This is a genomic window from Burkholderia sp. AU30198 (assembly GCF_020419825.1).
GTDB lineage: Bacteria > Pseudomonadota > Gammaproteobacteria > Burkholderiales > Burkholderiaceae > Burkholderia.
On the sequence record NZ_JAIZSA010000002.1, the window covers coordinates 31,869 to 56,484 of the forward strand.

Consider the following 24,616-nt stretch of genomic DNA (forward strand, 5'->3'; position numbering starts at 1 on the left):
GGCGGCCGGCGGGGCCGCCGGCGCAGGGCCTACAGGCGCGACAGGTGAACCCGGATGTTCGCGCGGTCATACGTGAAGCCGCCGGCCGCGTCCGGCTCGAGCACGCGTGCCAGGTCGACCGCATACATCCATCCGCTGCCCAGACGGCCCCCGTTGATGGCACGGATCCGGCTGCCACCGACGGCGATCGCAGCATGAAAGACCGTACCGGCCCGCGAGAAGCCGACCGCGGTTCCCGCCGGAATGCTCGCGCGCCCGTCCCATTCACCACCGGTCTCGAAGTTGAACCGGGCCCGCCAGTGCTGGCCGATCGTGTCGAGCAGCGCACCGGGCGCGATCATCGCGTCGCCGCGCAGCAGATACCGGACATAGGCCGCGGCGTCATAGCAGACGCCGCCGGACACATACTCGTTGATGTCGGCCATGCCGAACATCAGCGCCTGGGCGTGCTTCTGCCGTTCGCCGACACCGGACTGGGCGACATGCCCGCCTAACTGGCTCAGTTGCATGGGAGGCTCCTTGTGAAGAAGAAGGACGTCATCGTCCCGCCAACGCAATAACCTCATATCTTATTACGATATCCGGCCGCCTCCGCGCACGGCCCCGCGCGTCACGGCATGCGCGCCGCCGAAGCCGGCGCGGCAGCAGCCGCATCGGGGTTCGGTGCGAGCCGCAGGCGAACGCGCAACGGCTGCAGCATGTCGGGCGGCGGCGGCTCCGCCAGCGGGCCGGCCGTGAGCAGTTGCCGCAGCGTCGCATCCGCGTCGGTGTCGCCGAGCGACGCGAATTCGACCCGCCTGACGGCGCCGTTCGCGCCGATCCATGCGCGCACGACGATCGCGGGCGGCGGCGCATCGGCGCTCGCATTCAGCACGCGCGCCTCGAGATAGCGGTGCAGACGGTCGGCCGCATCGCCGTCCGCTTCGAGCCACGTCTGGAACTGCTGCCCGGCGAGCTGTCCATAGCGGATCCACGCCTGCGGCACGTCGGCCGTCTGTGCAACGGCCGCCGATACGGCACCTACGGCCAGCACCCACGCGACGACGATCGCCCGCCACCCTCCCGATACGCCCCACTGCTGTATTCGCTTCATCCCGCCTCCCGTTTCGACGATGCACGGTCGTGCTGCGTTGCGTCGTCCGCTCGTCCTGCAACCCTCAGCCGATCTCGATCGGCACATACAGCCGCGTGCCGCCACGCTGGACGAGCAGCGCGACGTTGCCGTGCGCGGCGTCGATCTCGGTCATCAACGCGCCGATGTTCGCGACCGGCGTGCCGTTGACCGACAGCACGATGTCGCCGGGCTGCAACCCCGCGCGGGCGGCCTGACCGCTCGCCTGCTCGACGACGAGCGCCTGGCTGACACCGAGCCGCTGGCGCTCCTGCTCCGTCGCCGCGCGCAGCGCGAGCCCGAACCGCGCGGGCCCTTGCTCGCCAGCCGCCGACGCCGTGCCGCTGTCAAATGCGCCCACCGTCGCGCTCACGTGCATCGCCCGGCCCGCCCGCCACACCAGCAGGTCGGTCTGCCGCCCGGCCCGCATGCCCGCAACGGTGCCGAGCAGGTCCGACGATTCGGCGACCGGCTTGCCGTCGACCGCGAGCACGACGTCGCCCGGCTGCAGGCCCGCGTGCGCGGCCGGGCCATCCGGCTCGACCACGGTGATCAGCGCGCCGTCCGGGCTCGCGAGGCCGAACGAACGCGCGAGCGCCTGGCTGACTTCCTGCACGGCCACGCCGAGCCGGCCGCGCGTGACCTTGCCGGTCCGCAGCAACTGGTCCTTCACGTCGAGCGCGATGTCGATCGGGATCGCGAACGCGAGCCCCTGATAACCGCCCGTCTTCGAGAAGATCATCGAGTTGATCGCGATCACGCGGCCGCCGAGGTCGAACAGCGGGCCGCCTGAATTGCCGGGGTTGATCGGCACGTCGGTCTGGATGAACGGGATCGCCCGCTCGCCGGGCAACGAGCGCGATTTCGCGCTGACGATGCCCTGCGTGACCGTGTTCGCGAACCCGTACGGCGACCCGATCGCCATCACCCAGTCGCCTACTTCGGTGCGCGCCGGATCGCCGGTCGCGACGACCGGCAGGTTGTGCGCGTCGATGCGGATCACCGCGACGTCGGATACCGGATCGCTGCCGATCACGCGGCCCTTGAACTGCCGCTTGTCCGTCAGCTTCACGTCGATCGCAACGGCGTCGCCGACCACGTGCCGGTTGGTCAGGATCACGCCGTCGGCACTGACGATGAAGCCGGAGCCGAGGCTCACTTCCTCGCGGTTGCCGATCACGCGCCGCGCAAGAAACGGCGCGAGCGGATGATCGGGCGCGATGCCGGGCGGCAACTGGATGCCCATCTGCGTGACTTCGCGCGTGACGCTGATGTTGACGACGGCCGGGCCGACGCGCCGCACCAGCGCGGCGAAATTCGGCAGCGCGACGGTTGGCGTTGGCGTTGGCGTTGGCGTCGATGATGCGGCACCCGGCTGCGCGGGCCGCTCGGCGGCCGTTGCCGTTGAACAAGCGCACCCGCACGCGCAGGCGAACGCCAGCCCGCCGGCCATCGCCCGCAGCATCGCCGCCCGGTTCGTGTGCTTGCCCGCCGTCATGTCGCTGCTCCTCGTCAGTTCGCGCCGGAACGCAGCCGGCTCATCGATACCTGCGCCCCACGCTCACCCGCATGCCTTACTTCGGCGGCACCGCCACCGGCGCATCGGGCCGCTGCGGCGTCACCGACCGGCCCCAGTTCGAGCCGAAACGGTTCCGCTCGGTCGACAGGTTGAACGTGCCGAGACGGTTCGACGGCTGCTTCGACAGCCGCTCCGAATCCGTTTGCGATGCCCCCGCCTGCGGGTCGGCCTTCGGCTTCAGTTGCTGGCTCAGGCAGTCGTACGACAGCGCGCGCTTGCCGTCGACTTCCGCATCGACACACACGGGCTTCGCGGCCGAGCCCGGGCTGGCCGGCGCGGGCTCGGCCGCACTCGCCGCTGCGCGCCCACCCTGCGCGTGCGCACCGGCTGCCAGCAGCAGGCAGACGATCGCCGCGATTCCGCTTCGTCGCATCTTCATGCGCGTCTCCTTCAGAAATGGCGCCATTGCGCCCTCGCGGCCGCCATCACAGGTGCGTGCCCGGCGCCGACGCGCGTGCCAGGAAACGCGCGAATGCCGCGCAATCGGCCGCTTCGACGGCAGGCTCTTGCGCATCGCCCTGTTGCGCCCAGGCGTCGCGCATATCGTCGACCGGCTGCCACGCATGCACCTGCGCGCCGGTCGGATACGGCGTGACGAGCGGTTCGCGATAGTCGACGCGAAACAGCGGCGGCGTGCCGCTGCCGGCCGTCCACAGATCGCCGACGTCGCGCACGCTCGCGTCGAACCAGAACCGCACCCAGCGCACCGTCGGCGTGCGCGTGTCGGCGCCCGGCGCATCGGTGCCCGGCGCGTCCGGCACACGCAGGAAGCCGGCCAGCACGAGCAGGACGGCCGCCAGATCGTCGTCGCGCAACATCCGGTACGACCAGAGATCCGCGACGTCGACACAGGCGACCACCGCGATAAAGCGGCCGATCGTGAGCGCGGGCCACGCCCGCCGCATCAGCGCGTAATGGCGCGCCCACTGTGCGACGAAGCGCTCGCGATGCCGGGCGGCGACCTGCACGTCGCGCGAGCCGCGAATCGTCAGTTCGTCCGGCTGATACTGGCGCGTCGTGAGCACGCACTGCGCGGAACACCGCGCGCTCCGGTGCCGCGCGTAGCCGCCCGCACCGGGCAACGGCTCCAGCGCGCCGAAGCACAGCGGGCAATGCGTGGGCCACTCGCCGGGCCGGCCCGGCCACGGGTTGGCCTTCGGCATGCGCGGGCGGTCGGCGGCCGCGGCCGGGCGGCGTCGCCCCGGCGTGCGCGCGTCGGGCACGTCGACGCGCGGTGTCGAACGGACGATTGCCATGAGCGAGCCTACCGGGCAGACGCGAGCGCTTTCTTCAGCGCGTCTTCGTTGATCGGCGCGTTCGCGGCGAGCTTGGCGAGATACGCCTGCGCGTTCTGCTGGGTGCGCTGCGCACGCAGCATCGCGCGCAATTGCTCCTTCACGTCGGCCAGCGGGCGCGGCGCGGCCGCCCGGATGTCGATCAGCTTCACGACATGAAAGCCGGCCGGCGTCTGGATCGGCGCGGAGACCTGGCCTGGCTTCAGCGCGTCGGCCGCCTGCCGGACCGCCGGCACCATCAGTTGATCGGGCACGAAACCGAGATCGCCCCCGTTCGCGGCGCTCGCCTGGTCCTGCGAGTTCGCCTTTGCAAGCGCCGCAAAATCGCCGCCGCGAGCGCGGTTCGCGAGATCGGCCGCCTGCTTGCGCGCCTTGTCCAGCGTCGCGGCATCCGCGTTCGGCGGCACCGCGATATAGATCTGCGCGACGTGCAATGCGCGCGGCGCGGTAAACGCCGCGCGGTTCTTGTCATACGCGGACTGGAGCTCCGCGTCCGACGGATAGTCGGCCGGCGGCGCATTCACCGACGCCAGATAGCTGCGTACGACGATATCGCGCTGTGCCTGCTCGACAGCCGCCTGCACCTGCGCCTGCTTGTCCCAGCCCTTCGATTTCGCCTCGGCCAGCACGGCCTTCTGCGCCAGCGTCGAACGCACGACCTGGTCCAGCGCCGCGGGATCGGCCGCGAGACGTTCGCGCCCTTCGGGGCTCACCGCCTTCAACAGCCCCGCGATATCGGCCTGCGTGACCGACGCCTGCGCGGCATTCGCGATCACGTCGTCCTGTGCGTGCGCAACGAGCGGCACGCCCAGCACGAGACTGCCTGCCACGATCGCCAGCATCTTCATCTTCGTCATCATCGTTCGACTGCCCTCTCGATTGCTCTTGAAATGCGGACGCTGCATCAGCGCGCGTCCGTCAGCGTCATGCGCAGGACGAGCGGCTGCGCCATCCCGCGTGGCGGCGCCGCGCCGACTGCCCGGCCGACGAGTGCGGCGTGCAGCGCCGCGTCGAGCTCAGGTTGCCCGGCCGCACCGCTGTCGATGCGCGTCACGTGCCCGTACCGGTCGAGCCACGCACGCACCGGCAGCACGGCACCGTCGTCGCCGGCATCGGCAAGCTCACCGGCCCAGCGCTCGAGGCCGGCGCGCAGGCGGCACACCGCAGCGTCGTCGTCGTCGAGCGTCGCCTGCAGCCACTGCGCGATGCGCCGTGCATACACGCCCCACGCGGCGGGTGCGTCGCCGGCGGCGATCGCATCCGCGTCGTGCCGCGCACGGCCGGGCAGCAGCGCTCGCAGCGCAGCACCAATCCGGCCGCCGGCACGCCAGCTCGCGACGAGCGTCACTGCGCGGCAGCCTCGAGCCCGGCGACTGCCGTTGCCGCCTCGACGGCCGACCCGGTGGCCGGATCGCCTGCCGCCACCGCACGCGCTGCCGCTTCCTGCTCGGCCATCGCAGGACGGTTGCGCAGGTGCAGCAGGAACTCCTGGACCAGGCGATCCCACAGCTCGATCGTCGAGCGCAGGTAGCGCTCCGACACGCCGCCCGCGACGACCACGTCCATCTCCAGCGCAAGAAACGGCCCGTGGCTCGCGAGACGCGCGAAGCGCTTGGTCCGGTTCCAGTCCGCGACGAGTTCGACCGGCAATTCACCCTGCACCTGCAGCACGCACGACAGCGTGTAGTCGATGAACAGCAGCGCGGCGGGCGATGCGTCGGGCCCCTGCGGCGCGAGCACGGCGGCCGGGTTGCCGAAACGCACCGCGAAGCCGATGCCCTGGCTCGCGCTCATCAGTTGCACCGCGCCGTTCTGTTCGGCCGCCGTCACGCGGTAGCCCGCGCGGCGCAGCACGTCGGCGAGACGGTCGGCGCTGATCGCTTCGATCGGCGAATCGTGTGCCGCGCGTTCGTCGCCGGCGTTCGGTTGCTTGTCTTGCATGTCTGTGTTCCCCGTATTCAACGAATCGATCGGTTCCATCCCGGCTGCTGGCCACATGCTCACTGTGGGTTCGCCGCAGCGGCCGACGCCGGTGCCGGCGTGGCGGCAACGGGCCGCGCAGCCGGGTCGTACTTGCCCGCGTACAGCGCATCGCCGTAGCGTTGCGCGATATCGTCGTACTTCACGCGGGCCGACTGCGCGAACGGCTGGCGCGACGAGAACAGCGAGCCGATCCCGACATGCTCGTATGCGTCGAGAATCTCGTGCCCCACGCGATACAGTTCGGCATTGTGTGCCTGGCAGGTTTTCAGTTGCGTGTCACGCGCCGCCACGTCCTTCTGCAGTTGCGTGTGCTGCGTATCGCGGGCGCGCGACACGGTGAGCAAGTCCTCGTAGGACGACTTGTATTTCGCGAGCGACTTCGCGTCCTGCTCGCGGCCCGCCCGCTCCTGCGCGAGCGCGCGCTTCGCTGCCGCTTCGGCGCCAGAGTCGCCGCGCGCGGCCGCCAGTTGCCCCTGCATCGCCTTCAGTTGCGCGAGCGCGTCGTCGCGCTGCTTCTCGGCCGCCACCTTGTCGCTTTGCAACTGCGCCTGGTTGTCCTGCAACTGGCGCAGCTCCTGCACGGTCGAGCGCAACTGGCTGCGCAGCTTGTCCTCGATGCTCTGCGCGTGCGCGCCGCCGGCCGCAAGCAGCAGCGTACCGGCCACGCCGGCCGCGAACATCGTGCGAGTGATCGTGTTCATCCGCGGCTCCGGTCAGAAGCGAGCATTGAGCTCGATCTGCAGCACGTCGATCGATACCGGCGGCCCGTACACTTCCTTCGAGCTCAGGTAACGGGCCGACACCCATGTATCGCGTGCGACCGCATACGCCGCGCCGAGCACGTAGCCGCGTGCGTTGGTGCCGCCGAGATGGAAGTCGGGATCGTTGAACGCGTCGAGCACGGCGTCCGGCTGCAGGTACTTGTACGCGATCGAGAAGTTCCACTGGCCCTTCTCGCGCGGCTCCGGCTCGCCGAACGTCGCCTTCGCGAGGAAGCCGTTCGGGCCGCTGCGGTAGTCGGCGCGCGTCGCATTCAGCGACGTCGAATCGTAGTTGTTGACCGGCAGCGACGCCGCCGCGAACGCCTTGTTGTCGTTGTACGCGAGGTTGCGCACGTATTCGCCGTCGAGACGCAGCTTGAAGCGATCGGCCACCACCGTGTCCCACTGTGCCTTCAGGTCGAGCAGCCGGTAGTTGTAGGCCAGGCCGAACAGCTGCGGCTGCGGCGTCATCCCCGGTGCGAGGTTCGGGTTCTGCACGATGTTGCGCAGCGCGATCAGCGTGTTGCCGCCCTGCATGAATGCCGGCGCCTCGTTGTCGGTGCTGCAGCTCGTCGCGCCGGCATAGAGCGCGCACGGCGACGACAGCGTGCCGCGCATGTTCTGGAAGTCGTAGTACGCGACCGCGCCGCGCAGCCGGTTCTTCGCATCGATCTTCCAGTCGGCGCCGAACTGCGCGCCGAACATCCACTTCGTGTCGCTGCCGGCCTTCTCGGTGCTGTTCGACGGGAAGTTCTCGCTCGTGTACTGGATCGGGAACACGCCGAGCGTGCCGAACAGCGTGACGTCCGGGTTCCACGGCAGCGCATGGCGCAGGTTCGCGGCGAGCCCGTCCATCATCAGGTCGTCGGAGAACACCAGGTCCGACTTGAAGAACGGGTTGTCGAAACGGCCGGCCGTCAGGTTCAGCCACGACGTCGGCTTGTACGCGAAGAACGCCTTGTTCAGCCAGATGTTCTTCTTCGCGAAGCCGCCGCCCGCGGTGGCCGTGGTCGACACGGGCCCGTTGTCGTTTCCGCTCGCGAGCTGGATGCCGGCGATCATCTCGTCGGACAACGTCGCCGTCACGCCGAGCCGCGCGCGGTAGCGCAGCAGGTTGTTGCGGTTCTCCCGCGTGTTCTGCGTGGGAATCTGCGTGTTGTTCGTATTCTGGTTGACGTCGAACCCGCCGCCCTGGTTGATCGCCGCGAAGTTCGTCACGCCGTTCGTGTTACGGCCGCCATAGAAGTGATACTCGTCGCGCACACGCAGGTCGCCGTCGAGCTTGATGCGCGACACCCAGTCGGGGAACGTGTTCGGCTGCGCCCAGTTCTCGGCCTTCGCCTGCGCGATCACTTCCTGCTTCACCTGGTCGCGGATCTGGTCGCGCACGAGCTGCGGCACGTACGGCACCGCGACATCGCCCGGCTGCGTCGGCGGGTTGACCACGCCGCCTGCCACGACCGGCGCGCCCGATGCGCGGGCCGACCTCGCCTGCACGGCCTCGGTGCGCGCCTCGCTGATCAGCTGGTTCGCGTTCTGCTGCGTGAGCACGCCGCGCTTCACGAGCAGGTTGATCAGGTTGATCACCACGCTCTCGGTCGGCGCGGCCTTCCCCGATGCTGCCTGCGCCTCGAGCGACTGCCCGTGCGCGGCTGACGCGCAGGCCAGCCCGAGCGTCAGCACCGCCGCGCCGACGCGCGACAGGCGCGCGGGCAGCGCGCCGTTGCGGGGCACCCCACCCCGTCCGTTCATCTTGCCAATCATCGAAGTACTCCGAACAATTTTCGTTTCTTTTCCGGCAGCATCCGTGCGACGGCGCCACCCCATGATTCTTTCGTCGTTTCGCGCACGCATCGTCATGCCGGCTTGCGCCCCTGAAGCTTGACGAGCACCGGATACGAAGTCGCGGGCGGCGGCACCTCGTCGACCCGGCCGAGCGCTTCGACCGCCGCGACGACGGCCGCATCGATCTTCGCGTCGCCGGTGGACTGCGCGACCGTCACCTTCGTGATCCGTCCCGACGTATCCATCCACAGGTTCAGGCTGCCCGCGAACCGCGCGCCGCCGGCTTCCTGCACGCCCTTGTCCTGCTCGATCGCGCGCTGCAGCACGTACACCATGTATTGCGCATAGCTCGCGTTGCCGAACTTGCCACCCCCGCCGCTGCCGAGCATGCCGGACCCGTCGCCCGCGCCGATGCCGAAGTTGTCGGCGCCCGCCTGCGCATCGGCATTCATCGTCATCTGCTTCGGCTGGTTGTCCGACGGCTTCGGCGCCTCGGACGGCTTCGGCGCGATCGTCGGCCGGTCGACCGGCGTCTTGACCTCTTCCTTCACCTTCTCGGGCGGCGGCTTCTGTTTCGGCGGCGGCGGGGGCGGCGGCAACGGAATCACCGTCGTCACCTGCGGCGCGCTCACGCGCTTCACGCCCGCCGTGTCGCCCGCGAAATGCCAGATCAGCGCGGCCACGCCGGCGAGCACCAGCGCGATCGCGACAGGCTTCACGTAGCGGCCGGGGCCCTTGTCCGGCGGGCCGCCGTTGTAGGTCATTTCCATCGCGTCAGCCGCCCTGCTTCGCCTTGCCGGTCACAAGACCGACCTGCGACAGATCGAGGCGGCGCAACAGGTCGAGCACGTCCATCACCTTCTGGTACTGCACGCCCGCGTCGCCCTTCAACACGATCGGAAACTCCGGATTGGTCGCCTTCTCGGTGCGCAGCCGGCTCTCGAGCTCGTCCATCGTCACCGGGTACGCGTCGAGGAACACCTGCCCCGAATCGGCCACCGTGATCGCCTTCGTCTTCGGCTTCGCGAGGCTCGCGGACGAGCTCGCCTTCGGCAGATCGACCTTGATGCCCTGCACCGACGCGGTCGTCATGATGATGAAGATGATCAGCAGCACGTACGCGAGGTCGAGCATCGGCGTGATGTTGATGTCGTCGTACGGCTTGTCGTCGTCCTGAACCTGCATGGTGGTCTCCTGCGTGGGTCAGTCGGCCAGCACCGCGTGATCCGGTGCGCGGTGCGCTTCGGCGAGGCGCGTGACGAATTCGTCGACGAACACCTGCATGTTCGCGGTCACGTTCTTGTTGCGGATCAGCAGGTAGTTGTAGCCAAACAGCGCGGGGATCGCGACGAACAGGCCCGTGACCGTCGCGAGCAGCGCGGCCGCGATACCCGGTGCGATCGCGTTCACGTTCACGTCGCCGGCCGCGGCGATCGCCGCGAACGTGATCATCACGCCGACCACCGTGCCGAGCAGCCCGAGGAACGGGCCGCCCGAGATCGCGATCGTCAGCAGCACCATCGACTTCGACAGCTTCTGGTTTTCGCGCACGAGCGTCGCGTCCATCGACGCGCGGATCGCCTCGATCGATTCCGACGTGATCACCGTGCGGCCGTTATCGTCCACGCGGCTGTGGATTTCATGCACGCCGGCCTTGTACAGCCGGTACAGCGACGACTGGTACAGGCGGCGGCCGTCGGCGCTCGCTTCGTCGACATGCGCGAGGCCGACCAGGTGGCGCCCGGCCACTTCGCGGAAACGCTGCACGAAATACTGGTTCGCCTTGTCGACGGTGCCGACGTAGCGCGCCTTCGTCCACATCACGACCCACGACACGAGCGCCATGCCGAGCAGGATCGTGATCACGACCCACGCGTCGACGGTCACCGACTGCACGATCACGCCGAAGTAGCCGAAGCCGAAGCCCGACTGCTTCTCGTCTGCACCGTATGCGACGAGCTTCGATTCCGAGCCCTGCGCGAGCGTGTCGACCGCGATCACGGCCGGCGAGCGCGCGATCTTCGACAGGCGCAGTTCGTCGAGCGCGCCTGCGTAACCGGCGAAGCCCACCGGTGCGCCGGTGGTGTCCGCGCCGACCGTTGCGACGCTGTTCAGCGCAGGCAGCGTCGCCGCGACCTGCGCGGCCTGCTTGCCGTTCACGTAGACGGTGAGATTCTTGCCGTCGGCCGTGACCGCGAGATACGTCCACTGGTTCGCGGCGACCGGCGATGCGGCCGGCGTGCGTACAGGTGCCGGATTATTGGCAGCGCCCTGGACTTCCGCGAACGGCACGCCGTTGTCGAGGCCGATCAGCAGCGCGTTCGCGCCGTCGCGACGGCTGTACAGCAGCGTGTTCGGCGTGAGCGCCGACGGCTTCACCCACGCGCTGAACGTGAAGCTGCCACCGGCCGGCACATTCAGCGACGGGCTCGCCGGCAACGTCAGCGACCCGTTGCCGTCGAACCGCGCACCCTTGCCGACGATGCCGTCCTCGACCGTCTGGAACGACGCGTTCTGCGCATGGTTGCCGTATGCGGTCAGGTCCTTCGGCGGTGCACCCGCCGCGCCGTTGAAGTGGTACACGAGCGTGTAGTCGGCATCGAACGTCTCGGCCGGCTTGCTGCCGTCAGGCGCCTTCTTGTTGCCGTAGTACATCCAGATCGACTCCGCGGCGCCGGCCGGCATCTTCGGGATATCGACCCAGATCAGCGCGACGCCGAGCACCGGATCGTATTGCTCGATGTGGTAGTTCAGCGGCGTCTTGTCGTCGGCAGCGACGAAACGGATGTCCGCGCCGTTGTCGGCCAGCCCGTCGAACTGGAAGTTGCCCGAGTGCAGGCGGATCAGCAGCGGCACACGGCCGGCCGATTCCGCGAGGTTCGCGCCTTTCGCGCTCGCGTCGATCGTGATCGCCTTCCGGTACGACCAGTCGTTCTGCCACCATGCGTTCGCGATGCCGGGCAGCACGCCGAGCATCACCGCCAACAGGAAAAACAAGACTCGCTTCACGATCCACTCCCCGAATGTGCGGGCGCCGCGCTCGTCGCATCGCCCCGGCACGATCAAAAAAAATCCGTCAGAAACCCAGCCTTACGTAGAAATCGAATCGCGGGCTGTACTGCCGCGTATAGACACCCGCCTTCAACGGCCAACCGGCCTCGAAATCCGCGCTCGCATACTTCATGATCTGTACCCGTGTGCCGACGCCGACACTCATCAGGTTGAAGCGCGACGTCTGCTCCGGCAGCGGGCTCAGCAGCCACAGGTGCGCCGCGTCGAAGAATGCGTGGAAGCGCCACTCGTTCACGCGGCTGCCGACCGCCCCGCCGAGCCACTTCGCGAGCGACGGGCTGCGCAATTCGACCGATGCGATCACGCCGCTGTCGGCCGTGTCCTCGGCCTGCATGTAGCCGCGCACACTGTTCATCCCGCCCGCGGCGAACTGCTCGCTCGACACGAGCGGCGAGTTCGAGATCTGCGCGTTCACGTGCGCGTTGGCCTGCATGTCGTTCGCGAAGCGCTGCGTGTGGTTGACGTCGAACTTGCCGTACACGAAATCGGGCGTCGCGTTGTAGCGCTTGTTGTCCCATGCACCCCAGTCGCTGCCGAGGCCGCGGATGTTGGTCGTCACCGACGCGGCAAACGACGTCTGCGAGTTCTTCAGGCTCAGCTGCCCGTTGTACGACAGCGTCACCGGCACGTACGTGAGCGGTGCCGTCGAGCTCGCCTGGCCCGGCATCGATACGTTTTCGTCGAAGTGCTTGCGGTCGATCTCGACGCTGACCGAGTGCGCGTAGGTATCCGTTGCCGGCAGCGAATAGATCGCGGTGAAGCCGTACGTGGTGCCCTTGCCGAGCACGTTGGTGTTCGCGACCGACGCGACGTTGCTGTCCGAATGCACGACCGTCGCGAGGAAGCTCCAGCGCGAATCCTTGATCGGCGCGAGATACGAGAACGCGTAGACACGCGCATCGTTCGGATGCTGCGGCGCGAGCACGTAGGTACCGGAGATCACGTGGCCGAGCTGCCAGAGATTCGAGTAGCTGAGGTTCGCGGTCGTGCGCAGTGTCGACGTGCCGGGGCTTTGGTCGTTGTTCAGTTCGAGCGAACCATGCAGCGGGCTGTGATCGTCGACCTTCAGGTCGACGTCGACCGTCTGCGGCAGCGCGCCCGGCTTGAGGATCGGAATCACCTGCCGGTCCGCCGAGCGGTTCAGGTCGGTAAGCTGTTGCTGCGCCTGGTTGAAATCGGGCACCTGGCCCTCGGCCAGCGCGGGCACCGCATCGCGGATGTTCTGCGGCGAGTTGTATTTCGCGCCGTCGACGCGCAAGCGGCCGACCTTCGCCTCGGTCACCTGCAGCAGGATCACGCCGTTCTTCACCTGCTGCTGCGGCAGCTCGACGACGACCGACTGGTAGCCGCGATCCTGGTACACCTTCTGCAACGCGTCACGTGCCGCGTTCACGTCGGCGAGCGTGCGGCCCGGCCCTTCGAACGGATACACGGCCTTCTCGATCTCGAGCGTCGGCAACGTCGTGTTGCCGCGCACCACGAAGGCATTCACGTCGAACGACTGCGGCGTGGCCGGTGCCGCCTTCGCAGCCGGCGCGGCTTCCTGCGCATGAACGCCCGGCGCGAGGCCCAGCCCTCCGGCCAGCACGACACCAGCCAGGCATCGGCAGTTCAGCCGCCATCGTTCACGTGACTTGCGGTCTACTCTCGGCGGCATGCGCCATTCCCCTTTGTTGTTCCGGATCGAAGCGTTGCGCACCGCGCCAGCCGTTCGCTCCGCTATCAAATGCCTGTTTCACTTTGATGACGATTTGTTCGTCATCCTTAGCATGATCTACGCAATGCATTTCCCGATTTCCGTACCCGGTGCGTTCAACCGCATCTATCGGAAAGGACGAAGCGACTCCGGAAAACCCGCAACCTTCGTCACGCATCGTCGCGATCGACTGCCTGCCGACACATCGGCACTGCTGCGCCGATCGGCAACGACCATCGTGTGCGTCGCACGAGTCGCCACTCTCACCTACCTAGACGGAACGGGTCGCGCATTGCCGCAAACTTTTTTTCGCGGGCCGTCCGACTGGCCGTCCGACTCGACGCCGGGAGCAGGACACGGCCGCCAGCGTGCGGCCTGCAAGGCGCGCGCAACGAGCGCCGGCGCGAATCGCGCGGCGCATTGCGCAGGAATGTGCGTGGCCCCCGTTTCGTGTACGTATCGTCTGCCGTGGCTGCCAAGGCTTCCGGGCACCGCGTGCTCGCGCGAGCATCGGCAAACGTGTTGCCGCCCCGAAGGCTGCGCGCGAGGCGCGTCACCCTCCCCCTGCGTGCGGCTCGACAATCCTCAGGTTTCAACCGGGAAGTTTTTGTGACATTCCGCTGAAGATATGCACGAGACGCGCACGAGACCGTTTCCGCGCACCGCATGCGCGATGCGGCGCCGCGACGAGCGTCCCGGCCGCGAGAAATCCTGCGGTTTGCGGCCGTCCGCTTCGTCCTAGCTATTGGGTAAAAACGTCAACGACCGGATCCCTCCATGTCATTCGCGACGATGTTCGTACGGTGGCTCGCCGAACGCCTGTCCGGCCATGCCGCGACCGCGGGCCGGCTGCCGCCTGCCGCCTTTGCCGCGCCGCGCCGCGCGTTGCGCTGGCGCTCGCCCTGGCTGGTCTGGCACCTGCTGTCGTGGATCGCGCTCACGTTGCTTGCGCCGCCGATCTGGACGATCGGCACGCTGCTGCTGATCGACGCGTCGAGCGACCAGCCGCTGTTCTGGATGCTCGCGATGGCGATCGTGCCGGTCGCGAACGGGGCGGCGATCGTCGCCGCGAACCAGCGCCATCACCGCACGCCGTTCACGCGGCGCTCGACGGTCGCGCTCTACCTGTTCTTCGTCGCAATGGCAGTCGGCTGTGCGCTGTTCGTGTTGCTGCTGTGGCGCTCGCATGCGATCGCATCGCTGGTCGGCCCGCTGGCGCTGACGACCAACGGTACGCACCCGGCGACGCTCGCGTTCTGGGTGGCCGGACTCACCGCGATGTTCGGCGTCACGTCATCTGCGCATGCGAGCATCGCCCATGCGTGGCTGGCGTTCGTAGACTGAGCGCCGTCACGCCGCCCTTGCAGGAGCATGCGAATGCATCGATACGGAAAGTCCGGGAGCGCGCGGCCGCGGCGCGAACGCGGCATCGCGATCGTCACGGTGCTGCTCGTCGTCGCGCTGGCGGCGACGCTCGCGGCGAGCGTGCTGTGGCGCCAGCAGGTCGCGACGCGCGACGTGGAGAACCAGCGGCTTGCGACGCAGACGATGTGGGTCGAACGCGCAGCGGTCGAATGGGCGCGTGCGACGCTGCGCGCACAGAACGCGACGTCGAACGTCACGTTCGTCGGCCAGCCGTGGTCGTCGCCGGCCGCCGACGTGCAGCTCGCCGACCTGCTGCCGCCCGACGCCGCGGCGGTCAATGCGGAGCTGTCCCGTGCATGGATCTCCGGCCATGTCGAAGATGCGCAGGCGCGCTTCAACCTGACGAACCTCGTCACGCGCATCGCACCCGGCAAGCCGTGGCAGGCCAACGGTGAAGGCGTACTCGCGTACCGGCGGCTGCTGAGCCAGCTATCGCTCGATCCCGCGCTCGCGCAGCAGACGGCCGACTACATGCTGCGTTCGCTGCGCGACACGAACGGCCCCGACGGCTGGCCGCTGCAACTCGTGTCGATCGGCGATCTCGCCCGCATTCCCGGCTACGACGCACATGCGATCGAGACGCTGGCGCCGTTCACGACGATCCTGCCGGACCTGACCACCGTCAACGCGAATACCGCTGCCGAGCCCGTGCTTGTCGCCGCGATTCCGACACTGTCGGCCAGCCAGGCCAAGCGGCTCGTCGACCGGCGCGGCACCGCGTACTTCGTCAGCACCGGCGACATCGCCGAGTACCTGCTGCCTGCGCGCGGCGGCAATCCGACGCTGCCGGACGGCTCGACGGTCGGCGTCAACAGCCTCTACTTCATCGTGCATTGCCGCGTGCATTCGGCGCGCATCAACGCACGCGTCGACACACTGATCGCGCGCTACGGCAGCGGCAATTTCACGTGGACGTCGGTGATCTGGGTTCATCGGCTGACGAGTTGAACGCGGCGCCTGGGCGCCGCTTCGTCATCGTCGGCTAGTTCAGCGACGATTCGCTCAACGCGACCGAGCGCATGCCCTGCGCCGCCGCGCAGTCGAACGACAGCCGCGTGAGGCTCGTCTCGCGCACTTCGCCGAGCAGCCGGTTCCAGTCGTCGATCGACACGAGCAGCGCGATCGGCCGGTTGTACTTGGTGACCATCACGAGCGCCTCGCCCGCGTGCCGCAGCGCCTTCGACGGATTGCTGCTGAAGTCGCGCGTCGCCATCGCGATCGTGCGCAGGCTGAACACGTTCGCGGCCGGGTCACCGCCGTCGTCATGCAGCAGGTGTTCGAGCGTCGCCGCGCGCAGCAGCGCCTGAGACTTCGCGGACAGCCGGTTGTCGCGACGCCGGCGCCGCTCGCTGCGCGGATCGACGTGCACGGCAAGCATCCGCACGATCTGGCCGAGCGTCGCCGCAGGCAACTGGTCGTAGCGTCGCCACCAGTCGGACGGCAGCGCGATCATCATCCCCGCGTAGGTCGCAGTGACGCCGTCGGCGATATGCGACGGCACGCGCTCCGCGTCGCGCTCATCCAGACCGAGCGCGCCGCTGACGACGCGCGTCATCACACTGAACGCGTTGTACGCGAGCGCCGCGATGCCGCTCGCAAGCAGCGACGCGCGAGCAGGCACGCCGCCGAACAACGCGCCACCGAGTACCGCCTCGAGCGAAAACGGCAGCGCGTCGCGCCAGCGCCGGCGTGCCAGCTGCATCACCTGGCACGCATCGAACTGCTCCGCCGGCAGGTTCGTCAGCACCGCGACCATCGCGCCCGGGTGGCCGTCGAGCCCGTGACCGCGCCACTCGATCCGCCGGAGCGCGCCGGCCGCTTCGCCATCGCCCGCGATGCCGACGGCCTGCTCGCGAACGTCGCCGCCATCGAGCGCGCCGGCATCGCGCCAGCCGCCGAGCGGCCGGCATGCGGCGCCGCCGTCGTCGCGCAGCACGAATGCACCACCGCGGCGCGGCCAGCCCGACACGATCGCGTCGACGTCGAAACGACCGTCGACGATCCACAGCTCGCCGGGCCTGACGGTTTCCAGCATCGCGCCGACGAACGCACGTTCATGCGCGCGGCCGCGCTCGACCGGCATCAAGTCGACGATCATTGCAAGCTCGGGATCGTAGACCGGCAGCACGCGCGCGCTCGTCAGGCCCAGCGCCGCATCGCGCACCGGGTCGTCGCACGCGCGGCCGCAGTCGCAACCTCCACCGCCGGGCGCGCAACTGTCGCCCGTGCCGTCCAGCACGCGCAGCCGCATCCCGCCGAGCGTGCGCCCGCGTTCGTCGGCCCGCGCTGCCGCGACGGGCAACAGCAGATCGACGCTGTCCCTGACGAGCGCCCGCCCCCAGCCGGCCCGCCATCGGCTCATGCCGTCGTGTAGCGCGGCCACCGCGGCGCCGGACGCGGACGAAGCGTTTCCGGGCACCGCGTGCGGCATCTGCGTCTGCGCGGCAATCGCCGCGATCGCATCGACCGCCAGCGCGAACAGGGTCTCGCGGATCGACTCGTCGTCGGGTTCTTCGTCCGCGTCGACAGCGGCGTCGATCCAGTCGTCGTGCAGCGCGCACTGCAGCACGAGCCGCGTCATGATCGTCATCGGGCTCTGTTCGACGAAGCGTTCCACAATCGTGCGCATCATCCAGTCACTCCACACTGTTCGGCCGGGCGCACTCGTTCGCCTGCATCGCGGCGCACGCGCACTTGACGGGCCGCCCACGACGCCGCAGCATCGTGGGCGTCCGGACCCGCGCGACGGCGCACCGCCGCGGCGGTCCGCCCGCAATCGATGCACGAGGCACCGGCATGTACGTAGATCCCCGCGTGGCCCATGGCCGCGCCCGGTTCGACCTGAGCGGCTCCCCGCGGCTCGTCGCCGACGAGCGCCGCTGGGAAATCAGCGACGTGGTCACGCGCGGCCTCGACGACTTCACGGGCGTGCGCAATCGCCGCAACCTGATGCGGCTGCTCGAACGCCAGATCGCGCCGAAGCTCGCCCGCCTCGGGCTCGAGCCGTACGTCGGCGCGCTCGGTCACGCCGAAGGGTTGTTCGTCAACTTTTCGACGATGAGCGCCGAGCACGGCCTGCGCGAATTCCAGCTTCAACTGACGGTGCCCGACCTCGTGCTGCGCAGCTTCGCGTCGAACGTAATCCGGCCGCACGCGGTCGCGCGCTGCATGCAGCGCAACGGCGTGATGTCGCTGACGGAAATCGAGCAGGAAACGCGCGTCGCGTTCGTCGCGGCGCGCGTGATGCGCTCGCTGGCGCTCGCGGAAGGCTGGCAGCAGATCGGCGTGCCGACGCCGCACGGGCTGTTCGTCGGCGCGTTGACCGACGCGCACGACGTCGCGATGAACACCTATTTCCGGCCCGGCGACAACGACCGTCCGTCGCGCTGGAGCGGCTTCTCGGCCCTCTTCTCGACGATGCCGGACTGGCGGCCGGAACAGGTCCGGCACGGCGGCGAACTGCTGCAATGGATGGTCAACCATATCGTGGCCCTGCAAGAATCCGCACCGTTCGTCGAACGCTTTCCCTTTCTGCGCGAGCCGCTGCGCGATGCCGGCGATCCGCTCGACGCCGCCTGGAACGGCGCACGCGCCGGCCTGCAGCCCGGGTCGCCATCCTGAATCCCGAGTCGTGCATCGGGGCTTGCGTGACGCGGCCGGCACGTACCCGGCCACGCCCGCCACCATGCGAGTGCGGTGATCCGGAAGCCCATTCAGGCCTCCGTTCCCCGGTCTCCGCTTTACAGCCCCTCTGTACAGCCCCCTCGCTCTCTCATATACAAGGTCGAAGCGGGCCCGCCTAACCCGCATACTTTCTTTCAGCGCACGTGTGTCACCGCGCAAATGCGCTTGCGCACCACACCAGTGCGCACGACGAGCCGCCGTATCAATGCGTGCGCGTCGGCCCGCCGGGCTCCTGGCGGCCGACCATCTCCAGCACGGCCCACATCCAGATCAGCTCGTGGACCGTGCGTGCATGCTCGTCGCTCTGCGCGCGCCAGCGTGCGAAAGCGTCGAGTTCCTGTTCCGTCGTGTCGCCGGCGCGCAACCACAGCAGCCAGCGCACGGCGCCCTCGCGGATCGCATCGGCGCGCGTATTCGCGTCGCCGGGATCCATATCCCGTTGCGATTCGTTCATGATCACGCCACCGCCCGAAGCTCCATCGACACACATCCCCCACACCGCGCATCGCTGCACGGCCGGGGCGCTTGCCACCCACGCCTCGGGTCCGACGACGTCACACCGGGCCGCCCTGACAGACGGCCCGGCGTTTGCCGGCCCTCATTGATCAAGTCGTATCGGACGGCCGTAACCCGCAGCGCGCGGACAGCCGGAAGCGACGCGAACGCATCGCGAGCGGGAGGAAGAAGGAAAAGTAAAACGCGGGAAGCCGGTCAGCTCAGCAGCACGATGTTGCCGGGCAGGCGCGTGATGTGCGCGCCATACAGGCGGCCGACCATGTCGATCACGTCGTCGAGCCGCGTGATCGGGAACTGCGCCTGCATCCGGTTTTCGCCGAGCGACGCGCTGCGCAGGATGACCTTGCCGCGCCGGTAGCGGTTGATCTCGTCGACCACATCGGCAAGCGGCACGCCGTTGAACACCAGCATCCCGCGCCGCCATGCGCTGACCGCGCCCGGATCGATTCGCGACACGGGCTGCACGCCGCGATCGTCGTAGACGACCTGATCGTCGGCCGTCAGCGTGCGCGCACCGCGCGGATGCTCGAGCGCGACCGTGCCGGACAGGCAGGTCACGCAGACCTGCGAGCCGGTGCGCCGCACGTTGAAGCGCGCGACGGTCGCCTGCATGCGGCCGCCGCCTGCCACCACGGTGACGGGCTGAATCGGCGTCACGCGGTCGGCCGGCGGCGCGGCCGCGTCGATCTCCGCCTCACCGGCGACGACTTCGACGCCGTGTGCGGCATCGCTCGCAGCCAGCACGTCGAGGCGCGTCTGCGTATTCAACTCCACCGTCACGCGCGACGACAGCGCGACGCTGCGCTGCTCGCCGGTGCCCGTGTGGTAATCGGCCGCGAGATCGCCGAGCGACGGCCACAACTGCATCGGCGGGCGCAGCGCGAGCCACGACGCGCCGGCCGCCACTGCGAAGCCGATGAACGCGCGCCGCCCGGTGCGCATCGTGCGCTCGCGCTTTGCCACGTTTGCCCAGGCAGCGGCCGCGCGTTCCTCGTGTGCAAGTTCGGTCGCCGCCGTGCGCAGCGAGCTCCAGGTATCGCGCAGCAGATCGGCAGCTTGCGGACGATCGGCGCACCAGCGCTCGAACGCATCGGCTTCGGCCTGGCTCGCGTCTCCCGAGCGCAGACGCAGCAGCCACGCACTCGCTTCATCGAGTTCGTCGTGGGCAGGTTCGGCCTGGGCTTTCGTCATCGTCTTGAAGCTCAAAATTTACGCGGGCCGCCTCGCGTGCCCGTGTACGGATCGCCGTCTTCCTGCATGCGCTGCAGGCAGTACTTCATTGCCGCACTCAGCTCGCTTTCGACGAGCCGCAGCGAAATGCCGAAATGCTCGGCGATTTCGCGGTTCAGCAGGCCGTCCACACGGGCGGCCAGCAGGATCGCGCGGCGCCGCGGCGGCAGGCCGCGCAGCACGTCCTTCAGTGTCTCGACCTTGCGACGCGCCGCGACGATGCGCTCGGGATCGGCCAGTTCGTCGGGCATCTCGAGCAGCGTCTCGACATCGTCGTCGTGCAGATGCCGGCGTTCGCGGCGATGCTGGTCGATCGCGACATTGTTCGCCATCCCGAGTATATAGGCGTCCGCGTTCGTCACCTGCGTGGAAACGTTCGCGTTCTCGAGGCGCAGCCAGGTTTCATGCAGTGCGTCGGCGGCGCCGTCCTTCGACCCGGTCACGCGCTCGAGGCGCCTGACGAGATACGCGTAGCGCGTCGCCAGCAGCTTCCTGAGCCCGGTGCGGTTGCTGTCGGTCATCGCGGCCTAGCCCCGGACGGCCGGCTGCGGCGCCGGACAGCGGAAATGCACGCCATTGCCGGCCGGCCGCAGCAGGATCGTGACCGGCTGCGGCAGGTCCGCAGGCGGCGCGTCGTCCAGCTTCATTGCACGCAACGCGCGCATCACCGCCGCGTCGCGGGCGGCCGAACCGCTCGATGCCACCATGTTGACCGCCACCACCGCCCCCCTGTTGTCGATGCGCACCTGCGCGACGAGTCGATAGCTGCCCGGCACGGCTCCCGGCTGCACGCAGAGTGCATCGATCAGATGCGCCTGCAGCAGGCCCGCGAACGCGTGCCGATCGCCGGAATCGCCGATCCCGTCGATCGGCAAGGCCGCATCCGCCGGCGTGTCGGCCGTCGCGGGCGCCTGCTCGTCGGCCGACTGCGCGACGATGATCGCTTCGTCCGGACGCGAGAATTCCGCACGCAACCCCGTTCCGGCCAGCATCCGCTCGAGCGCGTCGCGCGGCGCGAATTCGCCCTGGACCGGCGCACTCGTGCGCCCGTCGAGCAGCGGCGCCGGCGCCAGCACGATCAGCTCGGTCAGCCGCGCGAAGTCCTGCAAGGTCTTCGCGAGCGGCTGCGCGGGCAGATCGAAGCGCACGACGCTGCCGGGCTGGCGGACGATGGAACCGGTCTCCTGCGCGTGTATGCCGTGCATGCACGGCACGACGAACGCCAGCCACGCGACGAGCGCCAGGACACCGATCGGCGCCCGTGAACGTGTCATGAATCCCTGGACGGAAGTGGAGTTGCATGTTGCCGGCGAAATGCGCACCCCCGTGAGCGGTTTCGCAGCAAACGAACATCAGATTGTGAGCGGGCACTATGACAGTCAGGTGAAGCGTGCAGCGATGCGATTCAATACTTTCGCTGCGTTCATGCAATTCGCATTCAACGGGCCGTTTGCGGCTGCAGCAACGCCGAAACTGTCGTCACACCGGGCTTGCCGTCCGCGCTCGCGTGTGCGCTCACGACCCGCACGTGATGCGTGTGGCGCATGTGGTCGAGCCAGTCCATCCAGGCGGCGAACGAGATGCCCTTCGCGTCCACCTGAATGCCTTCGCCGAGCACCGCGACTTGTGCTTTCGCGATGCCTGCCTGTGCAAGCGACGCGGCAAGCGCATCCCGCAGCGCCACGCCGGCCGGCGGCCGGATTGCTGCGGCCGCACGCAGGCGTCGTGCCTCCGCGAGCTGCCCGCCGGCTTCAGCCACCTGTCGTTGCAATGCGGGCAGGTTGGCCGCAATGCGTGCGCGCCCCGTGTACGCGGGTTCCCAGATCACGTTGTAGACCAGCGCCGCGAACAACACGGTGCCGCCCGCCGCCAGCAGCGTGCGCTCGCGCGGCGAACGGCCGTCGAGCCACTGCGTCAGCGCGGCGCGGGCCGCGTGGAGCCGAGCATCCACTTTGCATCCTCCTCGTTGGCCGTCACACCTTGTGCCTGCAGGCGCTGGCGGAAACCGTCGCCGTCGACGGCGGTACCGGGACGGAAGGCGACCGCGAGCGTGCCGTCGCGATAGTCGAGCGTCGCGATCGCATCGGACGGGATCGGGCCGAGCGCACGCGACAGCGACGCCGACAGCGCCAGGTAATCGTTTGCATGCAGCTCGCCGGCCGCCGCGCGCAGGCGTTCGAGCCCGGTCCGCATTTGCAGCGGCGGGTCGAGCAGCACTTTCGTTTCAGGGAAAGCGGCTTTCACACGGGCCGTCAGCTCTGCATTCAACGCATCCTGGCGGTGGCGTAGCTGGAACCACTGCACGTTGATCGTCGTGATCGCGATGATGGCCGATGCGATCGCCAGGCCGGCAGGCACGCGCCAGCGACGCCATCCGCCCGTGGCGGCGCGTGAGGCGCTGCGGGCGAATTCGAACTGGCACAGGTCGAACTTGCAGTCGAGCGCGTTGCTTGCGAGTGCGTCCCACCGTAGTGTTCGTGCGGCCAGAGGGAATGCGGATGGTCCGGCCATGCGTGCGCGGAGGTCCGATGCGGCTGTTGCGCCGCCTTCGACATCGTCGTGACCCTCGACAACCAGCGCGTGTACCCGCACGAAATCGTGTTTCGACAACTCGGCAATCGTCGCATCCAGCGCCGACGCACGCGTTTCAAAGCCAAACCCCGATGACCCACGCTTGATGGCGAGTTCGAATCGGAGCGGGTTGCCACGCGCATCGGTATCGGTATCGGCATCGGCTTCGCTCGATGCGGATGGACACATGATCAGCACATCGGTTTCACAACGTCCGGTATCCGCTTCGCTCAATGCCGGAGGACTGGCGATCAGCACATCGGCTTCGCTGTGCATGAGCACTGCCGCTTCGCCGTCATCGTGGTCGTTCGGTATTGCAAGTGTTCGCGATGTGGGTGACCTTGCGGACTCGGGCAACACATTGCCTTGCTCGCCGCCATCCACTGGCTCACCGTACACCGTCGTCGTCATGCAGTGGATCAACGGCACCGCACGCACGCGCCGATGGCCGGCCTCGTTGAACCAGCGAATCACTTCGCCGAACCGCTCGCGATCGACGACCGCCACGGGCCGCGCTGCATTGCCGTTTGCAGCCGGGCCAACGGCGACATGACTCTGCTGAGCATCGCCGATCAGATACTCCTCCACCGCATGCGGCAGCACGCGCCGCAGTTTCTCTCCCTTTACGGGTGGCAGGTTCACGTCGACGAGCAACGTATCCCGCGCAGCGAGCACGAGCACGGTCGATCCGGCCTTCGGCCACACTTCACGATGCACGCGCCCCGCCTGCACGAATCGCCCACGGCGGTCGAACAGCGCGTACGGCATCTCCGTGGCTTCCCACCCCGCCGCATCGAACGCGCCGATCGACGGCAGCAACACGATCAGGCTCGACATCGCGCCTCCTGGACGCTTCGTGCGCCACTCATGGCCGACGCACGACGAAGTTGCCGATGCCCGTGCCGACGACGGCCACCCGCACATCGCCCGACCACAACGTAATCGTCACCGGCACGTCGATGCTTTCGCTGCCGAGCACGATACGCGACGGCGTTTCGCCGCCCCCCGTGTAACGCACCGACACGCCAGTCACCTCCGTGCCCCAGCGGCGCGCGCGATACATGTCGTCCGTCATCGGCGCCCACGCGCCGCTTTCCGTGCGCTGCACGAAGCGATAGCCGCCGCCCACCGCTTGCCACGCGATCGGCATCGAGCGCACCTGCGCTTCGTCGCCGGCCGATTCGAGCAGGTTCGCGAGCCGCTGCGCTTCCTCGGCCAGATCCGTGCGGCGATTGCGCGACGGCGCGAGCGTCACGACCGCGACCAGCAGCCCGACGATCACGAGCACGACGAGCATCTCCAGCAGCGTGAAGCCGGCCGCACGGCGCAACGCGAGCGGACGCTGTTTCCTGACGAGCGCGATCCTCATGCCGTTACTGCCACGAGCCGATGTCCGCATCGTTCCCCTCGCCGCCCGGCTTGCCGTCCGCGCCGTAGCTGAACACGTCGATCGCGCCATGCGCGCCCGGGTTCAGGTATTGATACGGGTTACCCCATGGATCCTTCGGCAAGCGTTCCAGATAACCGCCGTCCTTCCAGTTGTTCGGCACCGGATCGGTGGTCGGCTTCTGGACCAGCGCGGCAAGCCCCTGCTCCTGCGACGGATAGCGGCCGTTGTCGAGTCGATACAGGTTCAGCGACTGCATCATCGTGCCGATGTCCTGCTTCGCGGCGATGCGGCGCGCCTCGTCGGGACGGCTCATGATCTTCGGCACGATCAGCGCCGCGAGAATCCCGAGGATCGCGACCACCACCATGATCTCGATCAGCGTGAAGCCGCGTTGCATGCGACGGCGCGCGCTGTCATGCGGCCGGCCGGCATGCAACGTTCGGACTTCTTCGTGGCGCGTCATCATGCATTCACCCTTGCGTCAAAGAATGGAAACCGTTCCTGTTCATCGAACCCAC

General features: G+C 68.5%; 27 protein-coding genes. 3 read left to right on the plus strand and 24 right to left on the minus strand.

The features are described 5' to 3' along the window. Positions 1-29: 29 nt before the first annotated feature. The 15 genes from tecA to LGN19_RS05680 all read right to left on the minus strand — a co-directional run bounded on the left by tecA (position 30) and on the right by LGN19_RS05680 (position 13,460). Positions 30-509, minus strand: a complete 480-nt coding sequence (gene tecA / locus LGN19_RS05610) for a type 6 secretion system effector deamidase TecA (protein ID WP_174956288.1) — start codon at positions 507-509, stop codon at positions 30-32. A gap of 101 nt (positions 510-610) precedes the next feature. Continuing rightward, positions 611-1,093, minus strand: coding sequence for a YbaB/EbfC family DNA-binding protein (locus LGN19_RS05615; RefSeq protein ID WP_226213540.1), 483 nt, complete (start codon positions 1,091-1,093; stop codon positions 611-613). Between the two features lie 64 nt (positions 1,094-1,157). Continuing rightward, a complete protein-coding gene (locus LGN19_RS05620; protein ID WP_226213541.1) occupies positions 1,158-2,609 on the minus strand; it encodes a Do family serine endopeptidase in 1,452 nt (483 codons plus the stop codon). 76 nt (positions 2,610-2,685) lie between these two features. Next, complete coding sequence (locus LGN19_RS05625) at positions 2,686-3,069, minus strand: hypothetical protein (protein ID WP_226213542.1); 384 nt, start codon at positions 3,067-3,069, stop codon at positions 2,686-2,688. 46 nt (positions 3,070-3,115) lie between these two features. Next, a complete protein-coding gene (locus LGN19_RS05630) occupies positions 3,116-3,946 on the minus strand; it encodes a hypothetical protein (RefSeq protein WP_226213543.1) in 831 nt (276 codons plus the stop codon). Positions 3,947-3,954: 8 nt separating this feature from the next. Then, on the minus strand, positions 3,955-4,845 hold the full coding sequence (locus tag LGN19_RS05635; protein WP_226213544.1) for a peptidylprolyl isomerase: 891 nt from the start codon (positions 4,843-4,845) through the stop codon (positions 3,955-3,957). Positions 4,846-4,889: 44 nt separating this feature from the next. Continuing rightward, positions 4,890-5,333: a hypothetical protein gene (locus LGN19_RS05640; protein WP_226213545.1), complete on the minus strand. Its 444-nt coding sequence runs from the start codon at positions 5,331-5,333 to the stop codon at positions 4,890-4,892. Further along, positions 5,330-5,926, minus strand: a complete 597-nt coding sequence (locus tag LGN19_RS05645; RefSeq protein WP_226213546.1) for a YbjN domain-containing protein — start codon at positions 5,924-5,926, stop codon at positions 5,330-5,332. The genes LGN19_RS05640 and LGN19_RS05645 overlap by 4 nt, the downstream gene beginning before the upstream one ends. 59 nt (positions 5,927-5,985) lie before the next feature. Beyond that, complete coding sequence (locus tag LGN19_RS05650; RefSeq protein WP_122947462.1) at positions 5,986-6,669, minus strand: hypothetical protein; 684 nt, start codon at positions 6,667-6,669, stop codon at positions 5,986-5,988. Positions 6,670-6,681: 12 nt separating this feature from the next. Then, positions 6,682-8,493: a putative porin gene (locus tag LGN19_RS05655; RefSeq protein ID WP_226213547.1), complete on the minus strand. Its 1,812-nt coding sequence runs from the start codon at positions 8,491-8,493 to the stop codon at positions 6,682-6,684. 92 nt (positions 8,494-8,585) lie between these two features. Beyond that, positions 8,586-9,284 carry a TonB family protein gene (locus LGN19_RS05660; protein WP_319000623.1) on the minus strand — a complete coding sequence of 233 codons (699 nt, stop codon included), beginning with the start codon at positions 9,282-9,284 and terminating at the stop codon, positions 8,586-8,588. Positions 9,285-9,288: 4 nt separating this feature from the next. Next, positions 9,289-9,699: an ExbD/TolR family protein gene (locus LGN19_RS05665; RefSeq protein ID WP_043177386.1), complete on the minus strand. Its 411-nt coding sequence runs from the start codon at positions 9,697-9,699 to the stop codon at positions 9,289-9,291. A gap of 18 nt (positions 9,700-9,717) precedes the next feature. After that, complete coding sequence (locus LGN19_RS05670) at positions 9,718-11,523, minus strand: DUF2341 domain-containing protein (protein ID WP_226213549.1); 1,806 nt, start codon at positions 11,521-11,523, stop codon at positions 9,718-9,720. A 67-nt stretch (positions 11,524-11,590) separates the two neighbouring features. Then, positions 11,591-13,243 carry a ShlB/FhaC/HecB family hemolysin secretion/activation protein gene (locus LGN19_RS05675; RefSeq protein ID WP_226213550.1) on the minus strand — a complete coding sequence of 551 codons (1,653 nt, stop codon included), beginning with the start codon at positions 13,241-13,243 and terminating at the stop codon, positions 11,591-11,593. Then, the gene (locus LGN19_RS05680) at positions 13,212-13,460 is read right to left on the minus strand and encodes a hypothetical protein (RefSeq protein WP_174956300.1); all 249 of its coding nucleotides are present in this window, start codon (positions 13,458-13,460) and stop codon (positions 13,212-13,214) included. The genes LGN19_RS05675 and LGN19_RS05680 overlap by 32 nt, the downstream gene beginning before the upstream one ends. A gap of 599 nt (positions 13,461-14,059) precedes the next feature. On the opposite strand from LGN19_RS05680, the gene LGN19_RS05685 reads away from it, so the two are divergent. Beyond that, the gene (locus LGN19_RS05685) at positions 14,060-14,626 is read left to right on the plus strand and encodes a hypothetical protein (RefSeq protein WP_174956301.1); all 567 of its coding nucleotides are present in this window, start codon (positions 14,060-14,062) and stop codon (positions 14,624-14,626) included. A gap of 33 nt (positions 14,627-14,659) precedes the next feature. Next, on the plus strand, positions 14,660-15,655 hold the full coding sequence (gene gspK / locus LGN19_RS05690) for a type II secretion system minor pseudopilin GspK (protein WP_122949556.1): 996 nt from the start codon (positions 14,660-14,662) through the stop codon (positions 15,653-15,655). 34 nt (positions 15,656-15,689) lie between these two features. Here gspK and LGN19_RS05695 read toward each other — a convergent pair whose 3' ends face one another. Further along, entirely contained in the window at positions 15,690-17,339 is a 1,650-nt protein-coding gene (locus tag LGN19_RS05695) for a type II toxin-antitoxin system Phd/YefM family antitoxin (protein WP_226213551.1), read from the minus strand. Positions 17,340-17,503: 164 nt separating this feature from the next. On the opposite strand from LGN19_RS05695, the gene LGN19_RS05700 reads away from it, so the two are divergent. Next, on the plus strand, positions 17,504-18,328 hold the full coding sequence (locus tag LGN19_RS05700; protein WP_175016967.1) for a hypothetical protein: 825 nt from the start codon (positions 17,504-17,506) through the stop codon (positions 18,326-18,328). A 265-nt stretch (positions 18,329-18,593) separates the two neighbouring features. Here the strand turns inward: LGN19_RS05700 and LGN19_RS05705 are convergent, their stop codons facing one another. The 8 genes from LGN19_RS05705 to gspG all read right to left on the minus strand — a co-directional run bounded on the left by LGN19_RS05705 (position 18,594) and on the right by gspG (position 24,561). Further along, positions 18,594-18,845 (minus strand): FecR/PupR family sigma factor regulator, encoded by a 252-nt coding sequence (locus tag LGN19_RS05705; RefSeq protein ID WP_226213552.1) that lies wholly within the window; start codon positions 18,843-18,845, stop codon positions 18,594-18,596. Between the two features lie 257 nt (positions 18,846-19,102). Continuing rightward, the gene (locus LGN19_RS05710) at positions 19,103-20,098 is read right to left on the minus strand and encodes a FecR family protein (protein ID WP_122947468.1); all 996 of its coding nucleotides are present in this window, start codon (positions 20,096-20,098) and stop codon (positions 19,103-19,105) included. A gap of 11 nt (positions 20,099-20,109) precedes the next feature. Continuing rightward, positions 20,110-20,658 carry an RNA polymerase sigma factor gene (locus LGN19_RS05715; RefSeq protein ID WP_043177401.1) on the minus strand — a complete coding sequence of 183 codons (549 nt, stop codon included), beginning with the start codon at positions 20,656-20,658 and terminating at the stop codon, positions 20,110-20,112. A gap of 6 nt (positions 20,659-20,664) precedes the next feature. Continuing rightward, a complete protein-coding gene (locus tag LGN19_RS05720; protein WP_226213553.1) occupies positions 20,665-21,411 on the minus strand; it encodes a secretin and TonB N-terminal domain-containing protein in 747 nt (248 codons plus the stop codon). Positions 21,412-21,575: 164 nt separating this feature from the next. Next, positions 21,576-22,088 carry a type II secretion system protein GspM gene (gene gspM, locus LGN19_RS05725; protein ID WP_226213554.1) on the minus strand — a complete coding sequence of 171 codons (513 nt, stop codon included), beginning with the start codon at positions 22,086-22,088 and terminating at the stop codon, positions 21,576-21,578. Continuing rightward, positions 22,052-23,632, minus strand: a complete 1,581-nt coding sequence (gene gspL / locus LGN19_RS05730) for a type II secretion system protein GspL (protein ID WP_319000624.1) — start codon at positions 23,630-23,632, stop codon at positions 22,052-22,054. Before gspL ends, gspM begins: the two co-directional genes overlap by 37 nt. Further along, the gene (locus tag LGN19_RS05735) at positions 23,574-24,077 is read right to left on the minus strand and encodes a GspH/FimT family pseudopilin (RefSeq protein WP_226213556.1); all 504 of its coding nucleotides are present in this window, start codon (positions 24,075-24,077) and stop codon (positions 23,574-23,576) included. Before LGN19_RS05735 ends, gspL begins: the two co-directional genes overlap by 59 nt. A 4-nt stretch (positions 24,078-24,081) precedes the next feature. Next, entirely contained in the window at positions 24,082-24,561 is a 480-nt protein-coding gene (gspG, locus tag LGN19_RS05740) for a type II secretion system major pseudopilin GspG (RefSeq protein ID WP_374102098.1), read from the minus strand. Positions 24,562-24,616: the final 55 nt, after the last annotated feature.